A 25,375-nucleotide genomic window follows, 5' to 3' on the forward strand; every position below is an offset into this window, starting at 1 on the left:
AAGAAGAAGAGGAAAACCATCGAAATAAAAAAGAGATTACCACCAAATTTGACGAAGAACCGGCACATAAATTTCAATTCCGCCCCAACTGCAATCCAAGTCGATATATGTTTCTCCCGATGCAATATGGGTATGGCGCAAGTCAATAGTCGTTCCGCCGAATGAGGTACGTACTTCGGCTCCTTTGAAAAGTTCATCAAGCACTACGTGGCGTGCAGCACCCCACACATTTTCCGAACGCAAAAAGCCATCGACCGAATCGGACTGTTGTTGTTCACCCTCAATGTTAACATCGGAGCTGCTTTGTTTCATCTTCATCCCCATCAAATTCCGCTGGTGATGCATAGCATGATGACGTGCCCATTTCGCTCTCTTATCCCTGCTGGGTTTGAAGAAAAACAGAATACCCGCTATAATCAGCGCAAAAGGCCATACCATTGCCTGTGAATTCTCAGGCAACCATGAAAGTCCGCCTATCAAAAAATAAACACCTATTAATAAAAGGACGATTCCACCGATGAAATGACGCCGAATCATTGAATAGATACCTATTATAATAAGGAGGGAATGCCAGGAGACGATAATATCAAATACCTCATTAGTAATCCATCCCATATTACGGGCAAACAACAATACTCCGGAAATAATAAAAAGCGAAGCTATCAGTATTTTACCGGAAAAGCCTCTAGCAGGTGAAAATGTTTGTTTCTCTTCCATCGTCTTTATATTTAATTGATTGATGGTTCAAAGATACGCCATTTCCCAACGCTTCTACAGTCTTTTCTGCCGATTTAGGGTTAAAAAGCCGGTGAATACCGGATAAAAATCGATAAATTCAGCAATAATAATCTATCGTACTCAAAACATATTTCCACTAATATTCCCTCATCAGAAGCACCCACGGGTTATTTTAATCCCAAATTGTCTACCTGACGACACTAAAAAACAAAAAATACAAGGTGAAAAACAAATATTGCACATAACTATATCTACATTCTCATACTTTTGTAGCGATGAATAAACTCTTTTAAAAGATTTTAAAATAATAAATAATAACCATAAATTATAAACATTCAAAGTATGTCTAACAAAGTGAAAAACATGCGCTCTTTATTGCTCATATTATTCTCGGCAATATCGCTCAGCGTATCTGCGCAAACGATTACTGTCACAGGTAACGTGAAAGACACCAACGGAGAACCTATTATCGGAGCCTCTGTTGTAGAAAAGGGGAATACGACTAATGGTACGATTACAGACCTAGATGGCAACTTTTCTATCAAAGTCGATGGAAAAAAAACTCTTGTGATTTCATATATTGGTATGAAAACGCAAGAAATTGCTATCCAAGGAAAAAAATCTATTAATGTGACCATGCATGACGACTCACAAGCATTAGATGAAGTAGTCGTTATCGGTTATGGTACAGTAAACAAAAGAGATTTGACGGGGTCAGTAGCTTCAGTAAATTCTAAAGACCTAGCTGTGGTACCTGTGTCAAGTGCAACTGAAGCACTTACTGGTAAACTTGCTGGTGTCAATATCACGACAACGGAAGGTTCTCCTGATGCAGATATTAAAATCCGTGTACGCGGAGGTGGTTCTTTGTCACAAGACAACTCACCACTCTATATAGTAGACGGATTTCCAGTCTCAAGTATAAGTGATATAGCTCCGTCTGAAATTCAAAGTATCGACGTTTTGAAAGATGCATCTTCTACTGCAATTTATGGTGCCCGTGGCGCCAACGGTGTTATCATTGTTACTACCAAAAGTGGTAAGGAAGGCAAAACACAAGTAGATTTCAATGCATCTTTTGGTTTCAAAAAAGTAGCCAAAATGACTAAAATACTCAGTCCTTACGATTATGTGGCTTATCAACGTGAGATAGGCTCTACTGCAAATTACGGTAATTATGCAGACCTAGATCTTTGGAAATCTTTCCCGGGAGAAGACTTACAAGACGAGATATTCGGCCGTACTGGTAACCAGCAACAATACAATGTAAATATAAGTGGCGGTAGCAAACAAATTAAATATAGTGTAAGCTACGCTCACAATGAAGAAAAAAGCATTATGCTTGGTTCCGGTTTTAACAAGGATAATGTAAATGCTAAAATTAATGCAGAATTGAATCAATGGATGACTCTTGATTTCAATGCACGTTTCAGTTACTCTTCTATTGAAGGATTAAGCGGTGGTGCAGATACAAACGAAAGCAATGCCGCCAACTCAATTGTTGCAAATGCCATTACTTTTCGACCGATAGATGCTTTAAGCAATGGTGACTTGGAAGATGAAGAGAACAACTCAACAACAAGTGCAACACCATTAGAACGCTTATTAGCAACAGAGAAACAACGAAAGACATTCAACCAGAATTATAACATCGGTTTAAATTGGAAACCTTTCAAAAATTTCACATTCCGTTCTGAATTTGGTTATGGATGGAAATATGATGACACTGAGCAATACTGGGGTACAGATGCCGTATCAAATTCCAAATATGGATATAACGGACGCCCGCAAGCCTATTTATTGAGAGAGACATCTAAAAACTGGAGAAACGCAAACACCTTAACTTACGAAAATAAGAAACTTTTCAACGGTCGTGACCGCATGAATGTTCTGATTGGACATGAAGTAAGCAGTAGTTGGAAAAATTCCATTGAAAACGTATCAGTATCTTTTCCTACATCAATGGGGTTTGACGATATGAAAGCGAATATGGGTGCAGGTACTGCATTACCGACACAGTCGACTCTTGGTGCTAAAGAAAATATGCTCTCTTTTTTCGGACGTATCAATTATACCATGATGGACAAATACTTACTAACGGTTACAATGCGTGCTGACGGCTCCAGCAAATTTGGCAAAGGTAACCAATGGGGAATGTTCCCTTCTGCCGCTTTAGCATGGCGTTTATCAGATGAGACATTTATGGAAAGCACTAAAGATTGGCTTTCCGCATTAAAAATCCGTTTAAGTTTCGGTACTGCTGGTAATAATCGTATCAACTCGGGACTATTGGCTACTACTTTCTCTATGTCGGACAACTCTGCACGAGCCCCCTTCTTCGGTGAATCAATGGCTAACATGTTACAGCATACAACTACACTTTATAATCCTAATCTAAAATGGGAAACAACCGTTACGCGTAACTTGGGCGTTGACTATGGTTTTTGGAACAATCGCATTTCGGGTTCTCTGGATGTATATTGGAATACAACAAAAGATCTGTTGATGCAGGCGGAAGTACCCTCAAGTACTGGCTATTCATATCAATACCAAAACTTTGGTAAAACGTCCAACAAAGGTATCGAGTTCACAGCTAATGCCGTCCTGGTAGATCAAAAGAAATTTGGTTTGAACTTTAACTTTAATATCGCTTACAACCGTAGCCGTATCGATGAATTGAATACCGACAACCCGTGGCAAGATTATAAATGGGCAGGTAGCAATATTTCCAAATATGAAGTCTTCCGAGTGGAAGAAGGCGGACGATTAGGTGAAATCTGGGGATATCGTGCCAACGGTTTCTATACGGTGTATGACCCAAAAACCAATCCAAATGGTGATTTAGTGTGGAAAGGTGGAAACTGGGTACTACGAGACGGACTTAAAGACAACAGTGCTTCCGTAACAGGCGGTACTTACAAACCCGGGGGATTAAAGCTGAAATGTGATGAAGACGGTCAACCTATCAAAGAACGTCTGGGCAATACTATTGCTCCTGTTATGGGAGGATTCGGTTTTGACGGTCATATCGGAAATTTCGATTTCAACTTCTTCTTTAACTATTCGGTAGGTAATGTGATTCTGAATGGGACCAAACTTCTGTCATCTTTCCAGACGGGAAGCAAAAAAGGGTATAATCTGAATAATGATTTTGCTTTAGGCAATCGCTATTCCTGGATTGATCCTGCAACCGGATTAAATCTTTCAGCAGAAAGCACCGCCGTGAAAGAAGCATATGGTGACATGATGACTGCCGGATTACGTCTGAATGAACTGAACCGGAACGCACAAATCTACAACCCGGCTTCAATGACACAGGCACAAATATACGATTATGCAGTAGAAGATGCTTCTTTCCTACGAATCAACAATATAACAATAGGTTATACATTGCCCAAAACATGGGTGAAGAAAGCTTTCCTGCAAAATGTCAGAATATATCTGACAGGATACAACTTGTATTGTTGGACAAACTACAGCGGTTCAGATCCGGAAGTAGACACCATGAGCAAGAAAAATGCAATGAACCCCGGTATCGACTATGCAGCGTATCCTAAGAGCCGTACATTTGTTGGTGGCATTAACGTAACTTTCTAACTAAATCAAATTAACGAATTTATGAAACATATATATAAATCTGTATTTTTGGCTACCGGACTGTTGTCTTTGACTGCATGTTCCGATTTCCTTGACCAGTCATCTCCTTCTGAGATGAACGACAAAGTGGTATTCAACAACGAATACTACACAGAACTTACGTTGAATAAAGTATATGGCGGACTGACGCAAGACAAAACCTATTCTCAGTTCATGCCTATCCAAGCCGGACTAAACACCGACTGCGAATTAATAGACGGATTGGGGAGCGATGCTCAAAACACAACTCATCAACGTGGTGTGTTCAATTACAATGCTTCTCCCGGATTTGCAGATTTGGAAACCGTATGGAATAATATGTACGGAGTAATAGAAGATGCCAACCTAGTAATAAACGGAGTGGACAATAGCTCCCTTATTGAAGAGGGAAATGAATCAAGAGCTACCATGCTACGTTTCAGAGCAGAAGCCAAGACATTACGCGCAATGATTTACCTTGACTTGATCCGCTTGTTTGGAGACGTACCTTATAAAGTAGAAATCTCCAAATCCGACCTGAGTAATGCTTATTTAGGAAAAACGGATCGGGATGTTATTATGGAAAACTTGATTGCGGATCTGGAAGAATCTATTCCTGACCTGCCTTGGGCCGGCGAACAGACAACAGAACATGTCACACGTGGTTATGCACATGGTCTGTTAGCCAATATAGCATTAACACGTGCCGGCTGGTTTATCCGTGAGTCTGCTAAAGAGGGTTATATTACTGCGACAAAAAATTCGGATGACAACTATCCAACGCAACGTTGTGACGATGAAACCAGAAAGAAGATGTACGAATTGGCAGAGAAGCATTTATCTACTATTATCAATAGCGGAAAACATGCATTGACAAGTACTCCTGACCAATATTGGCTGGACATGAATGTGGGAAATTTACAAACCAGTACACCGGAAAATTTATTCGAGATTCCAATGGGTATTAATAAAAGCGGGGAATTAGGATATACTGTAGGTTTCCGCGTAAATGGTCCTACTCCCGATTATGGCAAGAAAGGAAATTCTACCGGTACTCTGAAACTGACAGCTCCCTATTTTTATTCTTTTGACAGAGACGACACACGCCGTGACTTAACTTGTGCCACTTATCAGTTAGAGAACAAAAGTTCATACACAGAAGCAATGTTAGGAAATGCCCCTTTCGGTATCTACTGTGGAAAATGGGATTATCGTAAGATGGCAGGTAACCCAACTTGGTTGGAAGCGGTGCTGGCCGGTGATGAAAAAGCTAAAATCAGCTCCGGAATCAATGTAGTAAAGATGCGTTATGCATACGTATTATTAATGTATGCAGAAGTAGTCAACGAGTTACATAAAACCCAGACTGCATACGGAACAGATTTAGACGGAAAGAATTGTACGTTATCTGCTTATGACGCTCTACTGCAAGTACATCAAAGAGCCTTTACCGACCAGAATGCAGCAGCAACAAAACTAAATCAACTGATTGCCGATAAAGGTTTCTTTGAAGCTATCGTACAGGAGAATGCCTGGGAACTGGCAGGTGAAGGAGTCCGCAAATTCGACTTGATTCGTTGGAATCTGTTAAGTGACAAGATTGATGAATTTAAATCAACTTATGAAGCCCACATCGGAAATGATGATGGAACAGGAACCAAGTGGCCGCAAAAGATTTACTTCAATTATAAGAAAAACAGTGATAAGGCTTATAAAGAAATCGACCTGTCTTCGATTACCTGGTATGAAACACCGGCAGATACAAAAGCTTACGAAGCCAACAAAGACAGTTTTGGTAAAATAGACACCAAACAAAAAGATACTAATCTGCCCTCTATCAGTAGCGGGTTGAATACACCGATAAAGAATCGTTATCTGTTGCCGCTTTATTCAAGAACCATATCTACATCAAACGGCACTTTGAAAAACTCCTACGGATATAACTAAAAAAGGAAAGAACATATGAAAAACTTAAAATATATCATTAGCGCAGGAACCTGTTTACTCCTGACAATATTCCTCTCTACATCTTGTACCGATGGTAACGACTGGGAGGTTATAGAAGCCAATCGACTGTTTGGTCCAACACAAGGCGATTTCAGCCTAACAGCCGATGACGAGATTGCCCAAATCGAAATAACGTGGAAAGGCGTAAAAGACGCACAAGGATACGTATTAGAAATCAGTACCGAACCATTGTCAAATGACATTGCATTGGGTGAAGCAGCCGGAAGTCAAGTTTTCGGCAATGATGGAGAAAAAATATCAAGTCCGTTAACGGTTAAGGAATTACTTCCGGAGACGAACTACTATGCCCGTATCAAAGCAGTAGGTTCAAATAAGGAATCCTATTGGGTTTACGCAGAAAAGTCCGTTAAAACAACAAAAGAGCAATTATTGGAAATACCGACTGAGGATGCGGGAGATATCACCAAGGAATCTATTCGCGTTTCTTGGACGGAAGGTTGTAATGTAACAGCATTACGCATCAGTTCAAACAGTGCCTCTGCTCCATACGAAGAAACTTTTATATTAGAAGAAGCTGACAAAGAGGCTTGTTCATTCCTTTTTGAAGGTTTATCATCTCTTACAGAATATACCATTGAATTGCTGAACAACGACATTATTCGTGGTACTATTAAAGTAACGACAGCACAAGGTGAAATGATTGAGGTCACAGTAGATGAACTCACTCATAATAGTGCTTCATTCTCATGGGCAGAAGCCGCAGATGCGTATACGCTTGTTCCGGGTGAAAGTCCGACGGCAGATGGTGCAGAAGCTTTCCCGGCAGGTTCGGCTACTACATTCACTGCTTCAAATCTGAAAGGTAGTACTACTTATACATTCTCGGTTATTAAAAATGGGGCGATTATCGGCTATGTTACTTTTGAAACAAGATATGAAGCTCCAGCAAATGCTATAGATATTGAATCTTTTGAAGCATTCAAAAACGCGATAACAAACGGAAACGGTGATATAGCTCTGAATCTCATTTCTGATATTACACTAAACGAAGAAGTTATCGTTCCTGCAACAACCACCTCGTTAACCATTTTCTGTACTAGTACAACTCCTATACGATACACAAAAGCAGATAAAGGAGACTTAGTTGTGGCAGCAGATGCTTCTTTGACAAAGATTGAGTTTTACAACATATACTGCATAGACGAAACGACTAGCGGTTATTTGTTGAATGTGAAAAACTCATTCCAAGTGAATGACATTACTGCCAATCGTTTAAGTTTGTCCAATTTCCGCGGCATTATCCGTACACAAACGACTGCTAATGCTACAAAATTCGGCACGATTACCTTTAACAATTGCGTTATCACCAATATCGGTAGTTATGGTATTCTTAATACAAAAGTGAGCGGAGTAGAACTGGCAAAAATCAGCATGGCTAACACAACAGTCAATCAAACATCTTCCGGTTCTATGTTTACATTACTACAAACACCAGAAATTACTATCGATCGTTGTACATTCTATAACTTAGCTAAAGGAAAAACTGTCATTGATACCAACAAAGTAAAGGCCGGTTCTATCACTATCACAAACACTCTTGTAGGTATGACTGAGGCTACTAAAGGATATGAAGGCCCAACTCTAAAATTCAGTGATTCTTTCACAACAAATGATTGCAGTTTTGGTTCTAAAAACACTTGGGGAACAGCCTTAGACATTTCATCTGCCGATCTGTTCACAGACCCAGCAAACGGTAACTTTACTGTGAAAGAGGCTAAATACAAAGTATACGGTGATCCCCGTTGGAATAAATAATAAACAAATTAATCTAAGAAAACATGAAAGATAATATATTTTCAATTTGTGAAAGTTTGGCAATAGGCGCATTTTTAATAACGTCTTGTGCTGACATAGATCCTAAAATGACAAATGATACATTACCACTACTTCCTAATGAAGTAGAACAAGGTACTATTGTCCAATTAGATTATGGTGAATTATTAGCTTTCCCTGGTGCAGAAGGACATGGAAAAAATACAGTAGGCGGACGTGACGGTTCGGTTTATCACGTAACCAAACTAACAGACGACGGAACAAAAGGCACATTCCGTTGGGCCGTTTCACAGAAAGACAAAAGGACAATTGTTTTCGATATAGCAGGTACCATCCATCTAACCAGTGAACTAAAGACAACAAACGATTATTTAACTATTGCCGGACAGACATCTCCAGGAGGTATTTGTATCGCAGGTTACCCGTTTATAATAAACTCAAATAATGTTATTATACGCTTTATCCGTTTCCGTCCGGGAAATGTCGACATTGACTGTGACGGTTTAGGAGGCAGTGACAAAGAAAACATTATTATTGACCACTGTTCCACCAGTTGGTGTACAGATGAATGCTTATCAGTATATGGTATGGTAAATTCTACCGTACAATGGTGTTTAGCTTCACAAGCTCTACGTGTCGTTCCCAGTAAGCAAGAAGGCGATAAAGTAAAAACACATGGATTTGGTGGAAACTGGGGTGGTCGTTTCGCTACTTACCATCACAATATGATTGCCCATTGTGAAAGCCGTGTTCCACGCCTTGGCCCGCGTCCTACCACATTGAAATTGGATGAAAAAGTAGACATCCGTAATAATGTATTCTACAATTGGGCAGGTGAAGGATGCTATGGTGGTGAGGCACAGAATGTAAACATCGTAAATAACTACTACAAACCGGGACCTGCAACAGCAAAAGCATCCGATAAAGTAAAATACCGTATTGCTAAAATTGGTATCTATGCAAAAGATTATGATAATGGAGCGGATTTTGAACCCTTCAAAGGAATATGGGGAACATTCTTTATTGATGGTAATCTCATGAATGGAAATGAAGAGGTTACAGCAGATAACTGGACAAACGGTGTCTACGCCCAACAACAATCAGACAAAAGTAACGACTTTTCATGGGATAATAACAAGGATAAAATCAGAAAAGAAACTCCCGTTACTAAGTCAAACGGTGTAACTACCCATAGTGCAGAAGTAGCCTATACCAAAGTACTATCGTATGTAGGAGCCTGTAACTATCGTGATGCAGTTGACAAACTAATCATAGATGACGTAAACAAAGGAGAAGCTACGCAAACATCAACAACTGACAGTAATGGAGAACCTACAGACAACAAACCGGGTTACATCAATGACCCGTATCAATTCTGGAATGGAAATCCATATCCTGCATTAACTATCGATACCAAACGTAGTATAACCGACACTGACGGTGACGGAATACCTGATGAATGGGAAATAGCCCACGGTCTAGATCCTAATTATGCTTTAGACGGAAATATGCGCACTATAGATATACATGGCAAATATTCTAATCTTGAAATGTATATGAACAGTCTGGTCAAAGATATTATGGACCAATGTATAGAAGGCGGTAATGTAGTTGAATAAACAACTAATGTCACCCCGTTAACATAAGACAAGAAGGAGAACCTTCGTCTGAAAAAGATGAAAAGAGAATGTGTTTACAGATTTACCACATTCTCTTTTCATTTTAAAGTAATTTTACAACAATTATATCATGAATAAAATATTACCAACAGTAATTCTAGGTCTTTTCGTAACAGCCTGTTCAAATACTGACCCAATAACGTCTCCCCTTCTGCCTGAACAAGAACCGGACAACAGCCAGCTAGAAAGTCAACTTCCCGACCGAAAACACACCCCAGCCTTTCCGGGAGCTGAAGGAGCAGGTAAATACACAACCGGCGGAGCAGGCGGAATTGTATACACCGTCACAAAACTCACCGATGATGGTTCAGAAGGAACATTACGTTGGGCGGTAGAAAAGAGTGGAACAAGAACAGTTGTATTTGCCGTAGGCGGAGTTATTCCGTTAAAAAAGAAATTATCTATTAAAAATGACAATATCACTATCGCTGGACAAACCGCACCCGGTGCAGGTATCTGCCTGAAAAACTATACACTTAATATTTCTGCAAACAATGTCATTATCCGGTTCATTCGTTCACGGATGGGGGCAGACATCCAGCAAAAAGGAGATGACGCAATGAACGGATTCCAGTCAAGCTACCCAGGCAAGCAAAACATTATTATAGATCATTGTTCCATGAGTTGGAGTACCGATGAATGTGCATCATTCTATGGAAATACCAATTTCACTCTCCAATGGTGTATCATCAGTGAAAGTCTTACGAACTCTATTCACGAAAAAGGAGCACATGGCTATGGAGGAATATGGGGAGGCACTCCGGCAACTTTTCATCACAATCTGATAGCCCATCACAGCAACCGCACTCCACGACTTTGTGGAAGCCGTTATTCCAACCGTGAAGACATGGAAAAAGTTGACATATGCAATAATGTCATCTATAACTGGACTAATGAAGGAGCTTATGGAGCACAAGGCGGCTCATACAATATTGTAAACAATTACTACAAACCCGGCCCTGTCAACGTAGCGGAGAAAGTACATTGCCGCATTTTCACAGCTTATATAGACGATGGAACAAATAATCAGAAAGCAGGAACCTACGGAAAATTTTACTTGAACGGAAACATATATGATTCTTCCCTAAGTGATTTATCAACCAGCCAATTAACAGAAATTAAGAATGCCAACAATGACAATACTTCTCCTACTGCTTTCTATGTAAAAGATAACGTATATAAAGTTCCGGCTGAAAAGTTGCTGGTTTCTTCCCGTTTTAATATTTTAGCAGATTATTCTTTCATTCAATCTGCTAACGAAGCTTATCAGGCTGTTTTAAAATATGCCGGTGCCTCTAATATCCCAGACATAATAGACAAACGAATTGTAAAAGAAGTGAAAGAAGGCAATTATACATATAAAGGTTCCAATGGTGGAATATACGGCCTGATAGACACTCCAGCTGATGTAGAAGGATGGAATGAATATGTAGAAACCCATTCACCGCTAAAAGATACTGACGGTGACGGAATACCCGATGAATGGGAAAAGAAGAATGGTTTAAATTTTAATGATAAAAAAGATGGTAACCAATGCGTTCTTCACGAAAAGTATACGAATCTGGAAGTATATCTTAATAGTTTAGTCAACACATTATACCCGACACCTAATAACTAAATTACAAAATGAGAAAATTCATTTTCAAGCCCTTATTATTAATTGCTCTATTTTTATCTCCTCAGATAATAAATAGTCAAAGTAAAGGTTATCCTACCCCCGACCGTTCTAAAATAATAGCTTTCCCTGGCGCAGACGGCGCCGGGAAATACACCACCGGCGGAGCTGGTGGTGCAGTCTACACAGTAACTTCACTAGCCGACGACGGTTCCGAAGGAACCTTTCGCTGGGCTATCGGTAAGGAAGGCTCCCGCACCATCGTCTTTGCCGTAAGCGGAACCATTGAACTTCAGCAACCATTAAGAGTCAATAATGGCGATGTCACCATAGCCGGACAAACCGCTCCGGGTGATGGCATCTGCCTGAAAAACTATACTTTCTCTATTCAGGCAGACAACGTAATTGTTCGTTTTATCCGATCACGTATGGGAGCCGACATCAAACAAAAAGGTGATGATGCAATGAATGGCACAAAAGCTCACAAGAATATTATCATCGACCATTGTTCTATGAGCTGGTGCACAGACGAATGTGCGACTTTCTACGGTAACAGCAACTTCACTCTTCAATGGTGTCTTATCAGCGAAAGTCTCGCCAACTCCATCCACGAAAAAGGAGCACACGGCTATGGTGGTATTTGGGGTGGACAGCCTGCCACTTTCCATCATAACTTATTGGCTCATCACACCAACCGCACTCCCCGCCTTTGCGGAAGCCGCTATACCGGCAGACCGAAAGATGAAAAGGTTGAATTATTCAACAATGTGATTTACAATTATGGCAGTGACGGTGCTTATGCTGGTGAAGGTGGTTCTTACAACTTCATCAATAATTACTATAAGCCCGGCCCTTTCAGTGCAACAAAAGCCTCTTTCAAACGTCTGTTCACTGCCTATGCAGACGATGGCAAGAACAAAAACGCAGCAGGTGTTCACGGTGTATTCTATTTCAACGGCAACTATATGGATCCAACTTGCTCAAAGCTGACGGACAAGCAAAAAGAAGCTCTATACAAAGTGAATATGGACAACTCTTACGGTCTGGTCATCAAAAAAGACTTTGCAACCGAAAAAGAAGTACTATCCAAAAAAGCATTTGATATAGCGGAACATACTTCCCTGCAACCGGCAAAGGAAGCCTACAAAGACATTCTCCTGTTTGCAGGCGCTTCCTATCGCCGTGACGCCGTAGACCGGCGTATTGTAGAAGAAACCCGTAAAGGAACTTATACCCATGAAGGTTCTCACGGAAGTACAAACGGAATGATCGACCAACCGTCCGATGTGGGCGGATGGCCTGAATACAAATCAGAACCGACTCCTCTAGATACAGATGGTGACGGCATACCCGACGAATGGGAAAAGAAACATAATCTGAATCCCAACGATTCGTCTGACGGTTCCAAATATACTTTAAGTCAAGAATATACAAACCTGGAAATATATATGAACAGTCTGGTCAATCATTTATATCCTAAAAAATAGAATAAACAAGCATATAAGAGGGGGAAACTTTTAACTGAGTTTCCCCTCTTCTTATACCATATATTATTATCTTCCCACCTTTTCCTTATACTCCGTCGGCGTCATCCCCACCTGCGCCTTAAAGCACTTACTGAAATAACGCGGGTCATTGATTCCGACCATATACGAAATCTGCGTCATATTAAACTCTCCGGTCTCAATCAGTTGCGTAGCACGTTTGATACGGATTTCCTTGATAAACTCAATAGGTGCCAGTCCGGTAAGCGTTTTCAGCTTTTTGAAAAACACCGAACGGCTGACAGCCAGTTCGCGCACCAAATCATCCACCACCAGTTCGCCATTATCCATGTTCTGCTCCATCAATTCCACCAGCTTATCCATAAACTTACGGTCATTGGGAGACATATCGGACACAGTCGGTTGAGCTTGCGATTGCGGTTGAGATGTCGGTTGCGGTTGAGCTTGCGATTGGGATTGCAGTTCCTGCCCCGTTCCAACTTTACTTTCTTCTCCAGATACTTCACTCGAAGATGCAGGCAATTCCTCGGAAGCGGCAGCCATATTGATATGCATCAGGCTCTCCCGATAGAAAGTTTGCAGCTTCTTCCGCTGCATCAGCAAGTTTTCCACACGGGCTTGCAGATACGTGGCGCTGAAAGGCTTCGTTATATAATCATCCGCGCCATACTCCAACCCTTCCAGTTTGCTTTCAATCGTTGTCTTGGCAGTAAGCAGAATAATAGGTATATGGCTCGTCGTCATATCCGCACGTAGTTCCCTAGTCATCTCGATACCGTCTTTCTCCGGCATCATCACGTCACTGATAATAATATCCGGCAAATACTTCAATGCCTTGCTCCAGCCTTCCAGTCCGTCGGCAGCCTCCACCACCCTGTACATCGGACTGAATATACTACGCAGGAATTGACGCAATTCCTGATTATCTTCCACCAGCAGCATTAACTCCTTGGAGTTATCTTCCGCCACCGGTTCCTCTACCGAAGACGATTCTTCAGTTCCCGGCCCGTCTGCCGACACCAAGGTTTCAGACTGAAGTGACGCATTGGCTATATCCACCACCTGCCCCATTCTAACCGGAGTTTCCGCATCCTCAAGGATAAATTCCACTTCTTCGTCATAATGCTCTTTCCCTTTCAGGAAATCAACCTTGAAACAACTTCCTTCCCCCAGACGGCTATCAACGGAAATTGTGGCTTTGTGCATCTCCACAAGCTCCTTCACCAGCGAAAGCCCGATTCCTGTGCTAGCCTGATTGAAAAGATTCCTGTCCACCAGATTCTCAAAACGGACAAACAACGATTTCTTCTTATTCTCCGCAATGCCGATACCCTGATCCTGCACACCGACAGAGACGGTATTCTCATCTTCGCGGATAAAAACCGTAATCATCTTCCCGTTCGGCGTATACTTAAAAGCATTGGAAAGCAGATTAAACACAATCTTCTCCAATTTATCCACATCCACCCAAAGATAAAGATGCTGTTTCTCCGTCTCGAACAGAAAATCAATCCGGTGTTCCTCGGCAACGGCTTCAAAGTTATCCATCACCTTACGAATAAAAGGCACCACATCCACACGCTGTACCTGCATCTTCATCTTCTTGTTCTGAATCTTGCGGAAATCCAGAATCTGATTGACAAGACGGAGCATACGGTTCGTGTTCCGCTCTACCACCACCAACTGCTCACGGGCATCCTCCGGCAGTCTGTCATTCTTCAGGATTTGTTCTACGGGGCCGGCTATCAGCGTAAGCGGAGTGCGGAGCTCATGAGAGATATTAGTAAAGAAACGCAGCTTTATATCCGAAATCTGTTGCTCTACGGACACCTCATGTTTCAACCGATAAATAGTAAACAGGATATAAACAGCCACAAGAATGATAATCAGAATAAACAACACATAAAGCACATAAGCCACCGGAGTTTCCCAGAAAGAGGGAAGAATGACAATACCCAGCGTACGCTCATTATCCACCCACACACCGTCGCTGTTCGTAGAACGGACACGAAGCACATACTCCCCTTTCGGAAGATTCGTATAAGCCACATTACGCTGCTTGTCGGCAAATGTCCACTGTTTTTCAAATCCGTCCAGAATATATGCATACTGCACATTCTGCGGGTTGGTATAATCGAGTGCCGCAAACTGAACGGAGAAGATATTCTCTTTGTGCGAAAGCACCAATTGTTCCGTATCATCAATATCCACCTGCAACAGCGATTGCCTGCCGGGCACAATTTCCTCATTGGATACCATCAATTTGGAAAACACGATAGGCGGGACATAACTGCTCTTACGAATAGAATCCGGATTGAAGATAAAGACTCCGCCACTGGCTCCGAAAAGCATACTGCCGTTCGTTATCAATGCGGAAGCCGCCTCGCTAAAGCGTACGGGGAAAGTAATACTACGTTCATCATAGCTCTCGAACCGTTCTTCGGACGGAATGAACTTACAGATGCCATTCTCCGTACTTATCCACAAGTTCTGTTTATTATCCTCGCGGATAGAAAGCAACACATCCGAAGGAAGTCCGTCCTGCACCGAATAAGATTTAAACGTTCCGTGACCGTCCTCACTGATAGAAACCAATTTGTTGAGTCCACCGCCAAAAGTAGCCAGATAAAGTTCTTTATTCTTAGTCGGAATAACCCAGTGCACATCATTATTACTCAGACTTAGCGTATCATTCGGCATACGGGAGAAGTGGTAGAACTGTACATCTTCCGGCTTCTTGAAATTCTCGTCGAAGGCGACAGCACCCGTCGTCGTTCCCACCCACAGGCGACCGTTATTGTCGGAAGTGATAAAACGAGCCTTGTAGCAAGGATCGATAGGATACCCTTTCAGGTTGTTCCGATGATTGATAAACAAGACCTTACCGTCCTCATTCTCCGTGATATAATTGATACCGCCTGCAAAAGTAGCCGCCCAGATTCGTCCGTTATGGTCTTCGTACACGCAATACACATTGTTGTCACTCAAACTATACACATCATCTTCATGGTGAAGATAACGGGTCAGCTTATACGACATTCCCGAAGGAGAAGTTGCATCGGCACGGATAAGCCCGTCCCCTTTTGTCGCAATCCAGATACTCCCTTTCGAATCCTGAATGACAAAATAGGCCGTTCCCTTCATGGGAGTGCCGGTAGTGGAGACAATGCCGCTTTCCGTCAGATATCCCTTATAGATTCTGTCGGCATCATACAAACGGAGTATACCGTCCTTCACACCTACCCAAAGATTTCCCAACTTGTCTTCACAAAGGGCACGTATCTCATTATGAATCGACTCGTATTCCTGCGGCACGGGAGTCATCATCGAAAAAGGTACATTGCGGTAAGTCACCTTTTCCAAACCTTTGGAATGGGTACAGAGCCACAGATTGCCTTGCTTGTCGGAGAAGGCCGAATGAATCTTATTGGAGAAACGCCAGTCACGGCTGCCCAGCCCGTTATAAAAAGGAACCAGCCGCTTCTTTTGAGGATCGAAATAAGAGAAACCACCCCCGTAAGGATGCACCCAAAGATAACCGTTCACATCTTCATGAATATGAAAAGCCGGACGGGAACGTTCGGGATTACTGTATTCGATAAGAATCCGCTCACACGTCACCACCCCGGTGGCCGGATTGAAATGAGCCACCACGCCCGGTTCTTCCTGCTCGAACCAGACTTCCGAGGAACGGTCTACATAAGCGGAGAGAATCGGTTTTGCCGGTAAATCCCTGCAAGTCAAAAATGAATAATGTACCGTTGCTTTCGTTTTCAGATTATAAGTAAAGAAACCGTCCGAATCGGTAGTGACCACCGACAGTTCCGGTGCAACCATATGAATGGAAGTGATCCGTCCTTTGGTTGGAAGCTCAAGCAGTGTAAATTCTCCGCTTCCTTTCCGGTATAGCCAGATACGACCGCGATCCGAAGCAAAGCAGATATCCTCATCACGCTCTTGTACGGCATAAAAGGCCTGGTTCATTCCGCCGAACTTTCCTTTAGTCTCCGTAAAATAAGAAACAGGTGTTTTTTCTCCGGGACAAATCATGCCGAGTCCGTTGTCTGTCAGCAACCAGTCATTACCGGCTTTATCCTGATGAACTTTAAAAACGTGTGAGGAAGGAAACAATTCCGTTTTACCGGAATAAATATCCCATGTCAGACGATTATTCTTGTCCGGATGGGTAAGGATACGAATCGCCCCGTCGTTTTCAGTCAACAGCCAGACGGTTCCATTCGGCATCACTTCGATAGTATGTATGTTGAATGCGCTCCCCTCCTCACCGGTAGCCGGCACTTGTTCGAAAGTTTCCGTTTTGGGGTCGAAACGATGGACACGATTATCATAAGTCAACAACCAGAGAAAACCGTAACAGTCCTCGTACATACGGTCTACACGATTATTGGTCAGACTGATGTAATTTCCCTGACGTGCCTTGTATGTCTTGAATGTATATCCGTTGAAACGGTTGATTCCATCCCAGGTGGCAAACCAAAGGTTGTCTTTATGATCCTGAAGGATATTCATCACCGTATTCTGTGACAATCCGTCTTCTGTGGAATAATGGGTAAAAAAACTGTTTGTCTGCGCCTGTACGGCCGTCCAGACTAGTAAACTCGAAATAGCCAGATATAAGATTCTTTTCATCATCGATTATGCCCTTAATAATTAATGGTGCTTATAACGAACGGACAAATATAAGAAAATAACAATAGTTTGGCATTATCTTTATCAGCTATTTAACAGAATCGGAGGAGATTACTTAGATGAGAAGCGCCTTCTCCATCCCCGTACTACCCAGTCAGTTATTCGGGATGCCAGCGACTCGTCCAAGTTTGAAATGATTACTCTCTCAATGGCATGAACCCGCTCCAGTTCTACATCAATCACTTCCGACATCTTTTCTAATTCGTTAATCCTTTCTTGTTGTTGATTGATTTGTATTTCCTGCAATTTGATGACTTCATGATATATTTTGTTCATTGCAGTCTGATTATAACTAAACATTTCCAAATCGTCCAGATAATCTGCCGAAATCCGACATGTCTTTCGCCAAATCAAATATTCTTCAAGTATCTTACCGTCTACCAAAACTTCGTCCCCTCTTTTACGAGTTCCTTCAAATTTTTCCAATTCTATCCAAAGGCGAATGGTTTCTTCCTTTATTCAAAAGTTTCGTGACAACTTCCGCAAGTGTGTATCCGATAAAACCCACACTTAAAGAAAAAAAGCAATAGAAAATAATATCCTTTCGGGTACAGTCAACGTTTTACATCCAGCAACTTATTTCCATCTTCCGCAGGATTCCAACCATCATCCCCTGCCAGAACTGTTTTTATCTCATATCCCTTCAGATTCTTCAACTGACGGGCGAAAGCAGCACGCGCTTTTGGATTGGCTCCCTCGCCACGGCTCTCATATTCGGCGTAAAAGGCAGTTTTCTCGTTCTCCTTTTTACCCCAGTTATTCCAACCTTCGGGAAGAATGTGTTTTCCCAGTTCGCAACGGATAAATACAGCCTGAGCATACGGACGCCAGGGACGGGAAAGATATACTTTTGTAGCTTCCGGTTCTGCGGTGAGCTTGCAGTCGTAAAAGACGTAACCATACTTTTTCCCTTTGTCGGTAGAAGGAGCAGTCACATAGCCGTCACGCTTGCTGTGAATATGGCAACGGTTGAACACAGCAGTAGACCAGCCGAAGATAAAATCGACGGTTCCTTCGATGTAGCAGTCCTCGTAATATTGGCGGCTTTGTTTGCTGTAAGTGTAGAGGGTATCCTGAAAACCTAAGAAGCGGCAATTCTTGAAATATGCACGGTCGGCAGAAACAAAGCAGGCAACGGCTTGCCCTACGGGACCGGATGAGTTTTCGAATGTGATATTCTCGGCATAAAAGTCCGGAGCATAGATATAGCAACCGGACGAACCGGAAGTTCCCATGTTTTCACCGAATATGTTTTTCTTATTGGCGAAATCGTCATTAGTCAGTACTGCGCCATCCTCTCCTATCAAGGAGATATTAATCTTGCTTTCAGGGATGATAATCTTTTCTTTGTAAGTGCCTTTGCGGACCAGAATCGTGGTACGGATATTTTTACGGAAGTCGGGGACGGCATTGATTGCTTCCTGCACGGTAAAGAAATCACCGCTGCCGTCTTGGGCTACCACATATTCGTAATGACGGATATATTTTGCCAGTTCGGGGATTTCCCTGCCGATGGCATCAACAGCCAAACCTGCGATGATTCGCGCTCCGTAGACATTCAAATGAGTATTGTCTTCGCGGCCTTTCGGGAAAGCCGGAACCTGATTGGGAGCGACAAACATAAACAGTTTTTTCGATTCTACCGGTCCAAGCTCTTGCACCAGGTCATGAGTGATTTTATTCATATCAACAAATACAACTCCGAGTTCTTTCGCAACATTACGGGGAGAATCCAGATAAGCACCATGAGTATCGAACAAGACCGTTCCTTCTTTGGGTTGCTCTTTTTCCCCCGGTGTCCGGCGGACATCTTTAGTGATGGAAGCATCTTGCGGTTGGACGAAGTTACGACGGACGATGGAATTGAACAATACGGGGATACCGCCTTTCGCACGGGTTTCGTTTACATAACGACGGAGATTGTCGTCGAAAGTAGTTCCCGGCTCGGTGTGACGGGTAGAGTCCGCTTTTTCATCGTTATGTCCGAACTGGATAAAGACATAATCGCCTTTTTTCACTTTGGAGATGACTTTTGCCCAACGTCCTTCGGTAATAAAACTCTTGGAACTGCGTCCGTTGGCGGCATGATTGTCTATTTTTATGTCTTCGGAGAAGAATCCGGGAAGTACCATTCCCCAGCCACGCTCAGGATTTCCGCCGTCCAACTTCTTGTTTGCCATAGTCGAATCCCCTATCATAAAGATAGTTACGACAGGTTTGTCCGCACGAAATGCAGAACAAAGAACAAAGGCAACCGCCAGTAATCCCAGCATTTTAGCCCTGAGTGTTTTCATATTCTTCATACCTTCTATAAGTTTTATTTTTCATTTTTATCTGCCATCTGCAACATTTTGCTTATATCTCACTTGCTATCAACCCATTGCAGTGTTGCAGATACCTGTTGCAGATACCGTTGCAGATGTTTATCTGCAACACTTCACGTCCGCCTGTTTTGCACGCATCCAATTCAGTTTCCACGTAGAGAAATTCCGGTTTCCACGTAGAGAAACGAGAGTATCCACGTAGAGAAACGCGAGTATCCACGTAGGGAAACTACAGTTCCCAGCCTGGAAACGGGAGTTCTGTGCCTGGAAACAGGAGTTTCGTGCTTAGCTACTGGAAAGTTCAAGCTACATAAGCAGTCGGTAACCTTATTTATTTCTACTTATAAGGATACCAGTTACTGTTTTCTTTAAAGATATTCTCCGGTGTGTACCTCAATGCTTCCTTTTTTGTGAGTTGTTTTCCCCATCCGACACGTCCCGATGTACCTGCACCTTCGCCAGTATTTCCAAATTCGGCATAACGGGCTGTCTTTTCATTCTCCGGATTCTTCCAATTATGCCATCCTTCGGGGCGGATATGACTGCCAAACTCACAATTAAAAAACACCGTAGCGGCGTAAGGACGCCAAGGGCGACCTAAATACACCTTTTTCACTCCCGGAGCAGCGGTCAGTTTACAGTTTTTGAAGACATAGCCGAACTCTTCATTTTGAGGAGTCGAAGCGGCGGTAATATACGAATCACGTTTGCTATGCAGTTCGCAATATTCAAAAAGTGCCGTAGAAGGACCGAATATAAAGTCGGTAGTACCTTCTATATAGCAGTTGGTGAATAAAAGACGGGCTCCTTCCGAACCGGTATAGACAGTATCCTGATTGCCGAGGAAACGGCAATTGACGAACATCAGCCGGTCGCCTTCGGTATGAAGGGCCACTGCCTGCCCCAAAGGAGCCGCATTATTCTCAACCGTCAAGTTCTTGAAAGTGATGTCATTGCCTTCCACCTTGACGGTATAAGTGCGGAATGTTCCCATTTTGTTGATATTGGCATGGTCATCATACGTGATAATCGTCTTTTCTTCACTCTCGCCTACCAATTGCACGTTTTTCACCCAAGAGGGAATCACCAGTTTTTCTTTGTACGTGCCATTCTTGATATAAATAGTCACCGTGTAGTCCATAAAAGCGCGGACGGCTTCCACTGCTTCCTGAACAGTACGGTAATCTCCTGTGCCGTCACGTGTCACGACCAACGTATCTTTGCGTTGCTGTTGCTGCGAATAGACCGATGTCCCCCCTGCACTCAACAGTAGAAACAACATCATTCCTTTAAAAAATGCCCTTTTCATCGGTAGAAATTATTTTTGTAAACGTTCATACTCCAAGCTCGCCATGATAAAAGGCCCCACTGCTTTGGGGTCGTTATTGCGGATAGTTTCGTTAATATAATACTCATAATCTCCGGAACGGTAGACCTTTCCACCCAGTCCGGCTACGGCACAGGCCTTGGTGATGGTCACCAATCCATCCTTATCCACTTCGATAAAGTTTTTCAGGAAACCTTTGTACCCTTTCAGCGCCACATCAAGGTAAGACTTATCAATATATCCCAGACGGACTGCCTTGAATAAGGAATAAACAAACATGGCGGAACAGGATGACTCAAGATAATTTCCCTTCTCACCACTCTTGTCGAGCACTTGATACCATGCTCCGGTCTTCGGGTCTTGCAGTTTCTTCACCTGAACGGCAATGTTATCCAAAATAGCGAGCAGGGAGTCCCTTCCGGCTTCATGCTTCGGAATAAACTCCAAGGCATCTACCAATGCCATGGCATACCATCCCATAGCACGTCCCCAACTGTGTTTGGACTGTCCGGTCACCGGATCTGCCCAACGCTCGGTGCGGCTTACATCGGCAGCATGACGGTACAGACCGTTTTTCGGATCGTACGTATGACGGGCACAGGTGACAAATTGGTTGATTACGTCTGCATAATCCTGCGGAAGATTGTTGCGGAACGCATATTCCGCATAGAAAGGAGCCCCCATGTAAAGTCCGTCCAGCCACATCTGATGCGGATAAATCTTCTTGTGCCAGAAGCCGCCGTCCTCATTGCGCGGCTGTCCTTCGAACTGGCTGTAAAGCAAATCGAGCGCTTTCTTATATTTGGGATTCTTCGTCTGCTCATAGATACGGAAAAGAATCTTTCCGGAGTTGATGCGGTCGAGACTGTAATCGGTTAATTTATAAGCAGTAATCGTTCCGTCTTCATGAACCATTGTATCTGCGTAGGCGATGGCGTAATCGCGAATTTTCTTGTCGCCGTAAGTGTCGTAAACGTCGAGCATGGCTCCCAGTTCCAGTCCGTGGCAATAATCCCACTTCAACTTCGGCTGGAAGTCGAGCTGCCAGGATTCGGGATAACGGATTATCTCCGATTCAGTCATCCGTACAGACCAGGGCAGCTTGCTGTCTACCTGCTGAGAGGATGCCGGAAGGGCGATTGCGACCAGTAGAGCCAATATAAAAAAATTATAAAAAGAGGTTCGTCTCATGGTTTGTCATTTTAAGGATTAAACATACGAGTCTTTCACGGTACGAAAGTAGTGTTTTTCCGTTAAAGCCAGTGGGATTTTTTAATCAAGTAGGTGCATTTTTTGTTTTTCGTGCACGGAAACGACTAATTTTGTGCACGTAAACGTCAAAAATGTCCATTTTTGACGTAATATCTGATAAATTAATTGTTTCGTCTTGGAAGAAAGCGGAAAAGGTCGTACTTTTGGCACGGTTTACAACTAATACCCTCTGGGGGAAACACAGGTAATTTATCATTAAAACAGAGAAAAAATAGAACAGAATGGAAGAAGTATTCAAGTACATTATCGGTCTTGGAGCGGCAGTGATGATGCCGGTCATTTTCACAATTTTAGGAGTATGTATCGGTATTAAATTAGCCAAAGCGCTGAAAAGCGGTTTATTAGTCGGTGTCGGTTTCGTCGGTTTGTCGGTAGTCACAGCGTTGCTTACCAGCAGCTTGGGCCCTGCACTGAGTAAAATGGTAGAAATCTACGGATTGGAGCTGGGTATTTTCGACATGGGTTGGCCGTCTGCGGCAGCAGTAGCCTACAACACATCTGTCGGTGCCTTTATCATCCCGGTTTGTCTGGGTGTCAACTTGATTATGCTGCTTACTAAAACAACACGCACTGTCAACATCGACCTTTGGAACTACTGGCACTTCGCATTTATCGGAGCGATTGTCTACTTTGCTTCCGACAGTATCCTTTGGGGATTCTTCGCTGCTATCATCTGCTATATCATCACGCTGGTAATGGCTGACATGACTGCTCCCGCTTTCCAGAAGTTCTATGATAAAATGGACGGTATCTCCATTCCACAACCGTTCTGCCAAAGTTTTGTTCCGTTTGCTATCGTTATCAACAAACTGCTCGATATGATTCCCGGATTCGACAAGCTGAATATTGACTCGGAAGGTATGAAGAAGAAATTCGGCCTGATGGGTGAGCCGCTGTTCCTGGGTATCGTAATCGGTTGCGGTATCGGAATATTGGGCTGCGGAAGCTGGCAGGAAGTGGTAGACAATATTCCCAGTATCTTGGGACTGGGCATCAAGATGGGCGCGGTAATGGAATTGATTCCCCGTATCACAAGCCTTTTCATCGAAGGTCTGAAACCTATCTCCGACGCTACCCGCGAGCTTATCGCTAAAAAATACAAGAGCAACACAGGTCTGAGCATCGGTATGAGCCCTGCATTGGTAATCGGTCATCCGACTACGCTGGTGGTTTCACTGCTTTTGATTCCTGTCACTATCTTCCTCGCGGTAATCCTTCCGGGCAACCGTTTCTTACCGCTGGCCTCTCTGGCAGGTATGTTCTACTTGTTCCCGATGATTCTGCCCATTACGAAAGGTAACGTAGTGAAATCATTCATTATCGGTCTGGTAGCCTTGACGGTCGGTCTGTATTTCGTGACGGGACTTGCAGGTTACTTCACACTGGCTGCGAAAGACGTGTTTGCCGCTACGGGCGACCCGACAGTGAATATTCCCGCAGGTTTTGAAGGCGGCGCGCTCGACTTTGCTTCCAGCCTTTTCTGCTGGGGTATCTTCCACCTGACTTACAGCCTGAAGATTATCGGTCCTGCCATCCTCGTGGCACTCGCACTCGGAATGGCAATCTACAACCGTATCCGCATGACCAGAAACGATGCTAAAAATGCATTGGACAGTAATAAGGAATAAGTCGAAAAAAACAGAACTGATAATAAGTAGTATATAATATATAATCCAAATAAAAATTCGAAAGATGAAAAAATTAGCAATTGCAATGATGTTGGGTATCGCAGCCATGTCTGCTTCTGCCCAGGTGAATTACAAGATGCAAGTGGCTTGCAGTCCGCAAGACGTGAAAACGTATGATACAAACCGCCTGCGTAGTAGCTTCCTGATGGAAAAAGTAATGGCTCCGAACGAAATCAACCTTACTTATTCCATGTATGACCGCCTTATCTTCGGTGGCGCTGTTCCTACCACTAAGGAACTGGTATTGGAAACTATCGACCCGCTGAAAGCTAAATTCTTCCTGGAACGCCGCGAGCTGGGTGTCATCAACATTGGTGGCGAAGGTATCGTAACCGTTGACGGCAAAGAATATACGCTGAAATTCAAGGATGCCCTGTACGTAGGTAGAGGCAAGCAGAAAGTGACTTTCAAGAGCAAGGATTCAAGCAATCCTGCTAAGTTCTATATCAACTCCGCTACTGCTCACAAGGAATACAAGACTCAGTTGATTACTATCGACGGACGCAAAGGTTCTTTGAAAGCCAACTCTTTCGCAGCAGGAAAGATGGAAGAAAGCAACGACCGCGTTATCAACCAGTTGATTGTGAACAACGTACTTGAAGAAGGTCCTTGCCAGTTGCAGATGGGATTGACAGAACTGAAACCGGGTAGCGTATGGAACACAATGCCGGCTCATACTCACAGCCGTCGCGTAGAAGCCTACTTCTATTTCAACGTGCCTGCCGACAACGCCATCTGTCATTTCATGGGCGAACCTCAGGAAGAACGCATCGTATGGATGCAGAACGAACAGGCTATCATGTCACCGGAATGGTCTATCCACGCTGCTGCCGGAACAAGCAACTACATGTTCATCTGGGGTATGGCTGGTGAAAACCTCGACTACGGAGACATGGACAAGCTCAAATATACAGAAATGCGCTAATCGTTGCGCGGCTCTGCATTACATATATAAAATCCGAGAAACTTCATCCTTTCCTCCCGCCGGAGAGAAGGGATGAAGTTTTCCGGGTTTTATGCATTCCGACACACCCCCCGAAATCACATACTATTTGTGTCATGAGGCGATGAATATGCCCTTTGAAACAAATAGCATATATA

The 25,375-nt window shown here is 43.1% G+C and carries 14 protein-coding genes and 1 pseudogene; 8 read left to right on the plus strand and 7 right to left on the minus strand.

Going from position 1 to position 25,375, the window contains the following annotated elements:
- Positions 1–60: 60 nt before the first annotated feature.
- A pseudogene (locus RDN93_RS06000) lies at positions 61–717 on the minus strand (hypothetical protein); the annotation flags it as partial.
- Between the two features lie 363 nt (positions 718–1,080).
- On the opposite strand from RDN93_RS06000, the gene RDN93_RS06005 reads away from it, so the two are divergent.
- The 6 genes from RDN93_RS06005 to RDN93_RS06030 all read left to right on the plus strand — a co-directional run bounded on the left by RDN93_RS06005 (position 1,081) and on the right by RDN93_RS06030 (position 12,935).
- Positions 1,081–4,335 (plus strand): TonB-dependent receptor, encoded by a 3,255-nt coding sequence (locus RDN93_RS06005; protein WP_308744655.1) that lies wholly within the window; start codon positions 1,081–1,083, stop codon positions 4,333–4,335.
- Between the two features lie 21 nt (positions 4,336–4,356).
- The gene (locus RDN93_RS06010; RefSeq protein WP_308744656.1) at positions 4,357–6,300 is read left to right on the plus strand and encodes a RagB/SusD family nutrient uptake outer membrane protein; all 1,944 of its coding nucleotides are present in this window, start codon (positions 4,357–4,359) and stop codon (positions 6,298–6,300) included.
- A 15-nt stretch (positions 6,301–6,315) separates the two neighbouring features.
- Entirely contained in the window at positions 6,316–8,136 is a 1,821-nt protein-coding gene (locus RDN93_RS06015; protein ID WP_308744657.1) for a DUF5123 domain-containing protein, read from the plus strand.
- 23 nt (positions 8,137–8,159) lie between these two features.
- A complete protein-coding gene (locus RDN93_RS06020) occupies positions 8,160–9,773 on the plus strand; it encodes a pectate lyase (protein ID WP_308744658.1) in 1,614 nt (537 codons plus the stop codon).
- Between the two features lie 130 nt (positions 9,774–9,903).
- On the plus strand, positions 9,904–11,451 hold the full coding sequence (locus RDN93_RS06025; RefSeq protein WP_308744659.1) for a pectate lyase: 1,548 nt from the start codon (positions 9,904–9,906) through the stop codon (positions 11,449–11,451).
- Positions 11,452–11,459: 8 nt separating this feature from the next.
- Entirely contained in the window at positions 11,460–12,935 is a 1,476-nt protein-coding gene (locus RDN93_RS06030) for a pectate lyase (RefSeq protein WP_308744660.1), read from the plus strand.
- Between the two features lie 66 nt (positions 12,936–13,001).
- Here RDN93_RS06030 and RDN93_RS06035 read toward each other — a convergent pair whose 3' ends face one another.
- From RDN93_RS06035 to RDN93_RS06060, 6 genes are all read right to left on the minus strand, one after another.
- Complete coding sequence (locus RDN93_RS06035) at positions 13,002–17,606, minus strand: two-component regulator propeller domain-containing protein (protein WP_308744661.1); 4,605 nt, start codon at positions 17,604–17,606, stop codon at positions 13,002–13,004.
- A 108-nt stretch (positions 17,607–17,714) separates the two neighbouring features.
- The gene (locus RDN93_RS06040; RefSeq protein WP_308744662.1) at positions 17,715–18,089 is read right to left on the minus strand and encodes a hypothetical protein; all 375 of its coding nucleotides are present in this window, start codon (positions 18,087–18,089) and stop codon (positions 17,715–17,717) included.
- 128 nt (positions 18,090–18,217) lie between these two features.
- On the minus strand, positions 18,218–19,966 hold the full coding sequence (locus RDN93_RS06045) for a pectinesterase family protein (protein WP_308744663.1): 1,749 nt from the start codon (positions 19,964–19,966) through the stop codon (positions 18,218–18,220).
- 52 nt (positions 19,967–20,018) lie between these two features.
- Positions 20,019–20,207, minus strand: a complete 189-nt coding sequence (locus RDN93_RS06050; RefSeq protein WP_308744664.1) for a hypothetical protein — start codon at positions 20,205–20,207, stop codon at positions 20,019–20,021.
- Between the two features lie 117 nt (positions 20,208–20,324).
- On the minus strand, positions 20,325–21,296 hold the full coding sequence (locus RDN93_RS06055) for a pectinesterase family protein (RefSeq protein ID WP_308744665.1): 972 nt from the start codon (positions 21,294–21,296) through the stop codon (positions 20,325–20,327).
- A gap of 9 nt (positions 21,297–21,305) precedes the next feature.
- A complete protein-coding gene (locus RDN93_RS06060; RefSeq protein ID WP_308744666.1) occupies positions 21,306–22,505 on the minus strand; it encodes a glycoside hydrolase family 88 protein in 1,200 nt (399 codons plus the stop codon).
- 302 nt (positions 22,506–22,807) lie between these two features.
- Here RDN93_RS06060 and RDN93_RS06065 point away from each other — a divergent pair, with 302 nt between their 5' ends.
- Complete coding sequence (locus tag RDN93_RS06065) at positions 22,808–24,214, plus strand: PTS transporter subunit IIC (protein WP_308744667.1); 1,407 nt, start codon at positions 22,808–22,810, stop codon at positions 24,212–24,214.
- Between the two features lie 64 nt (positions 24,215–24,278).
- Positions 24,279–25,199, plus strand: coding sequence for a 5-dehydro-4-deoxy-D-glucuronate isomerase (kduI, locus tag RDN93_RS06070; RefSeq protein WP_175631182.1), 921 nt, complete (start codon positions 24,279–24,281; stop codon positions 25,197–25,199).
- Positions 25,200–25,375: the final 176 nt, after the last annotated feature.

It is taken from the genome of uncultured Bacteroides sp. (genome assembly GCF_902491285.1).
Taxonomy (GTDB): domain Bacteria; phylum Bacteroidota; class Bacteroidia; order Bacteroidales; family Bacteroidaceae; genus Bacteroides.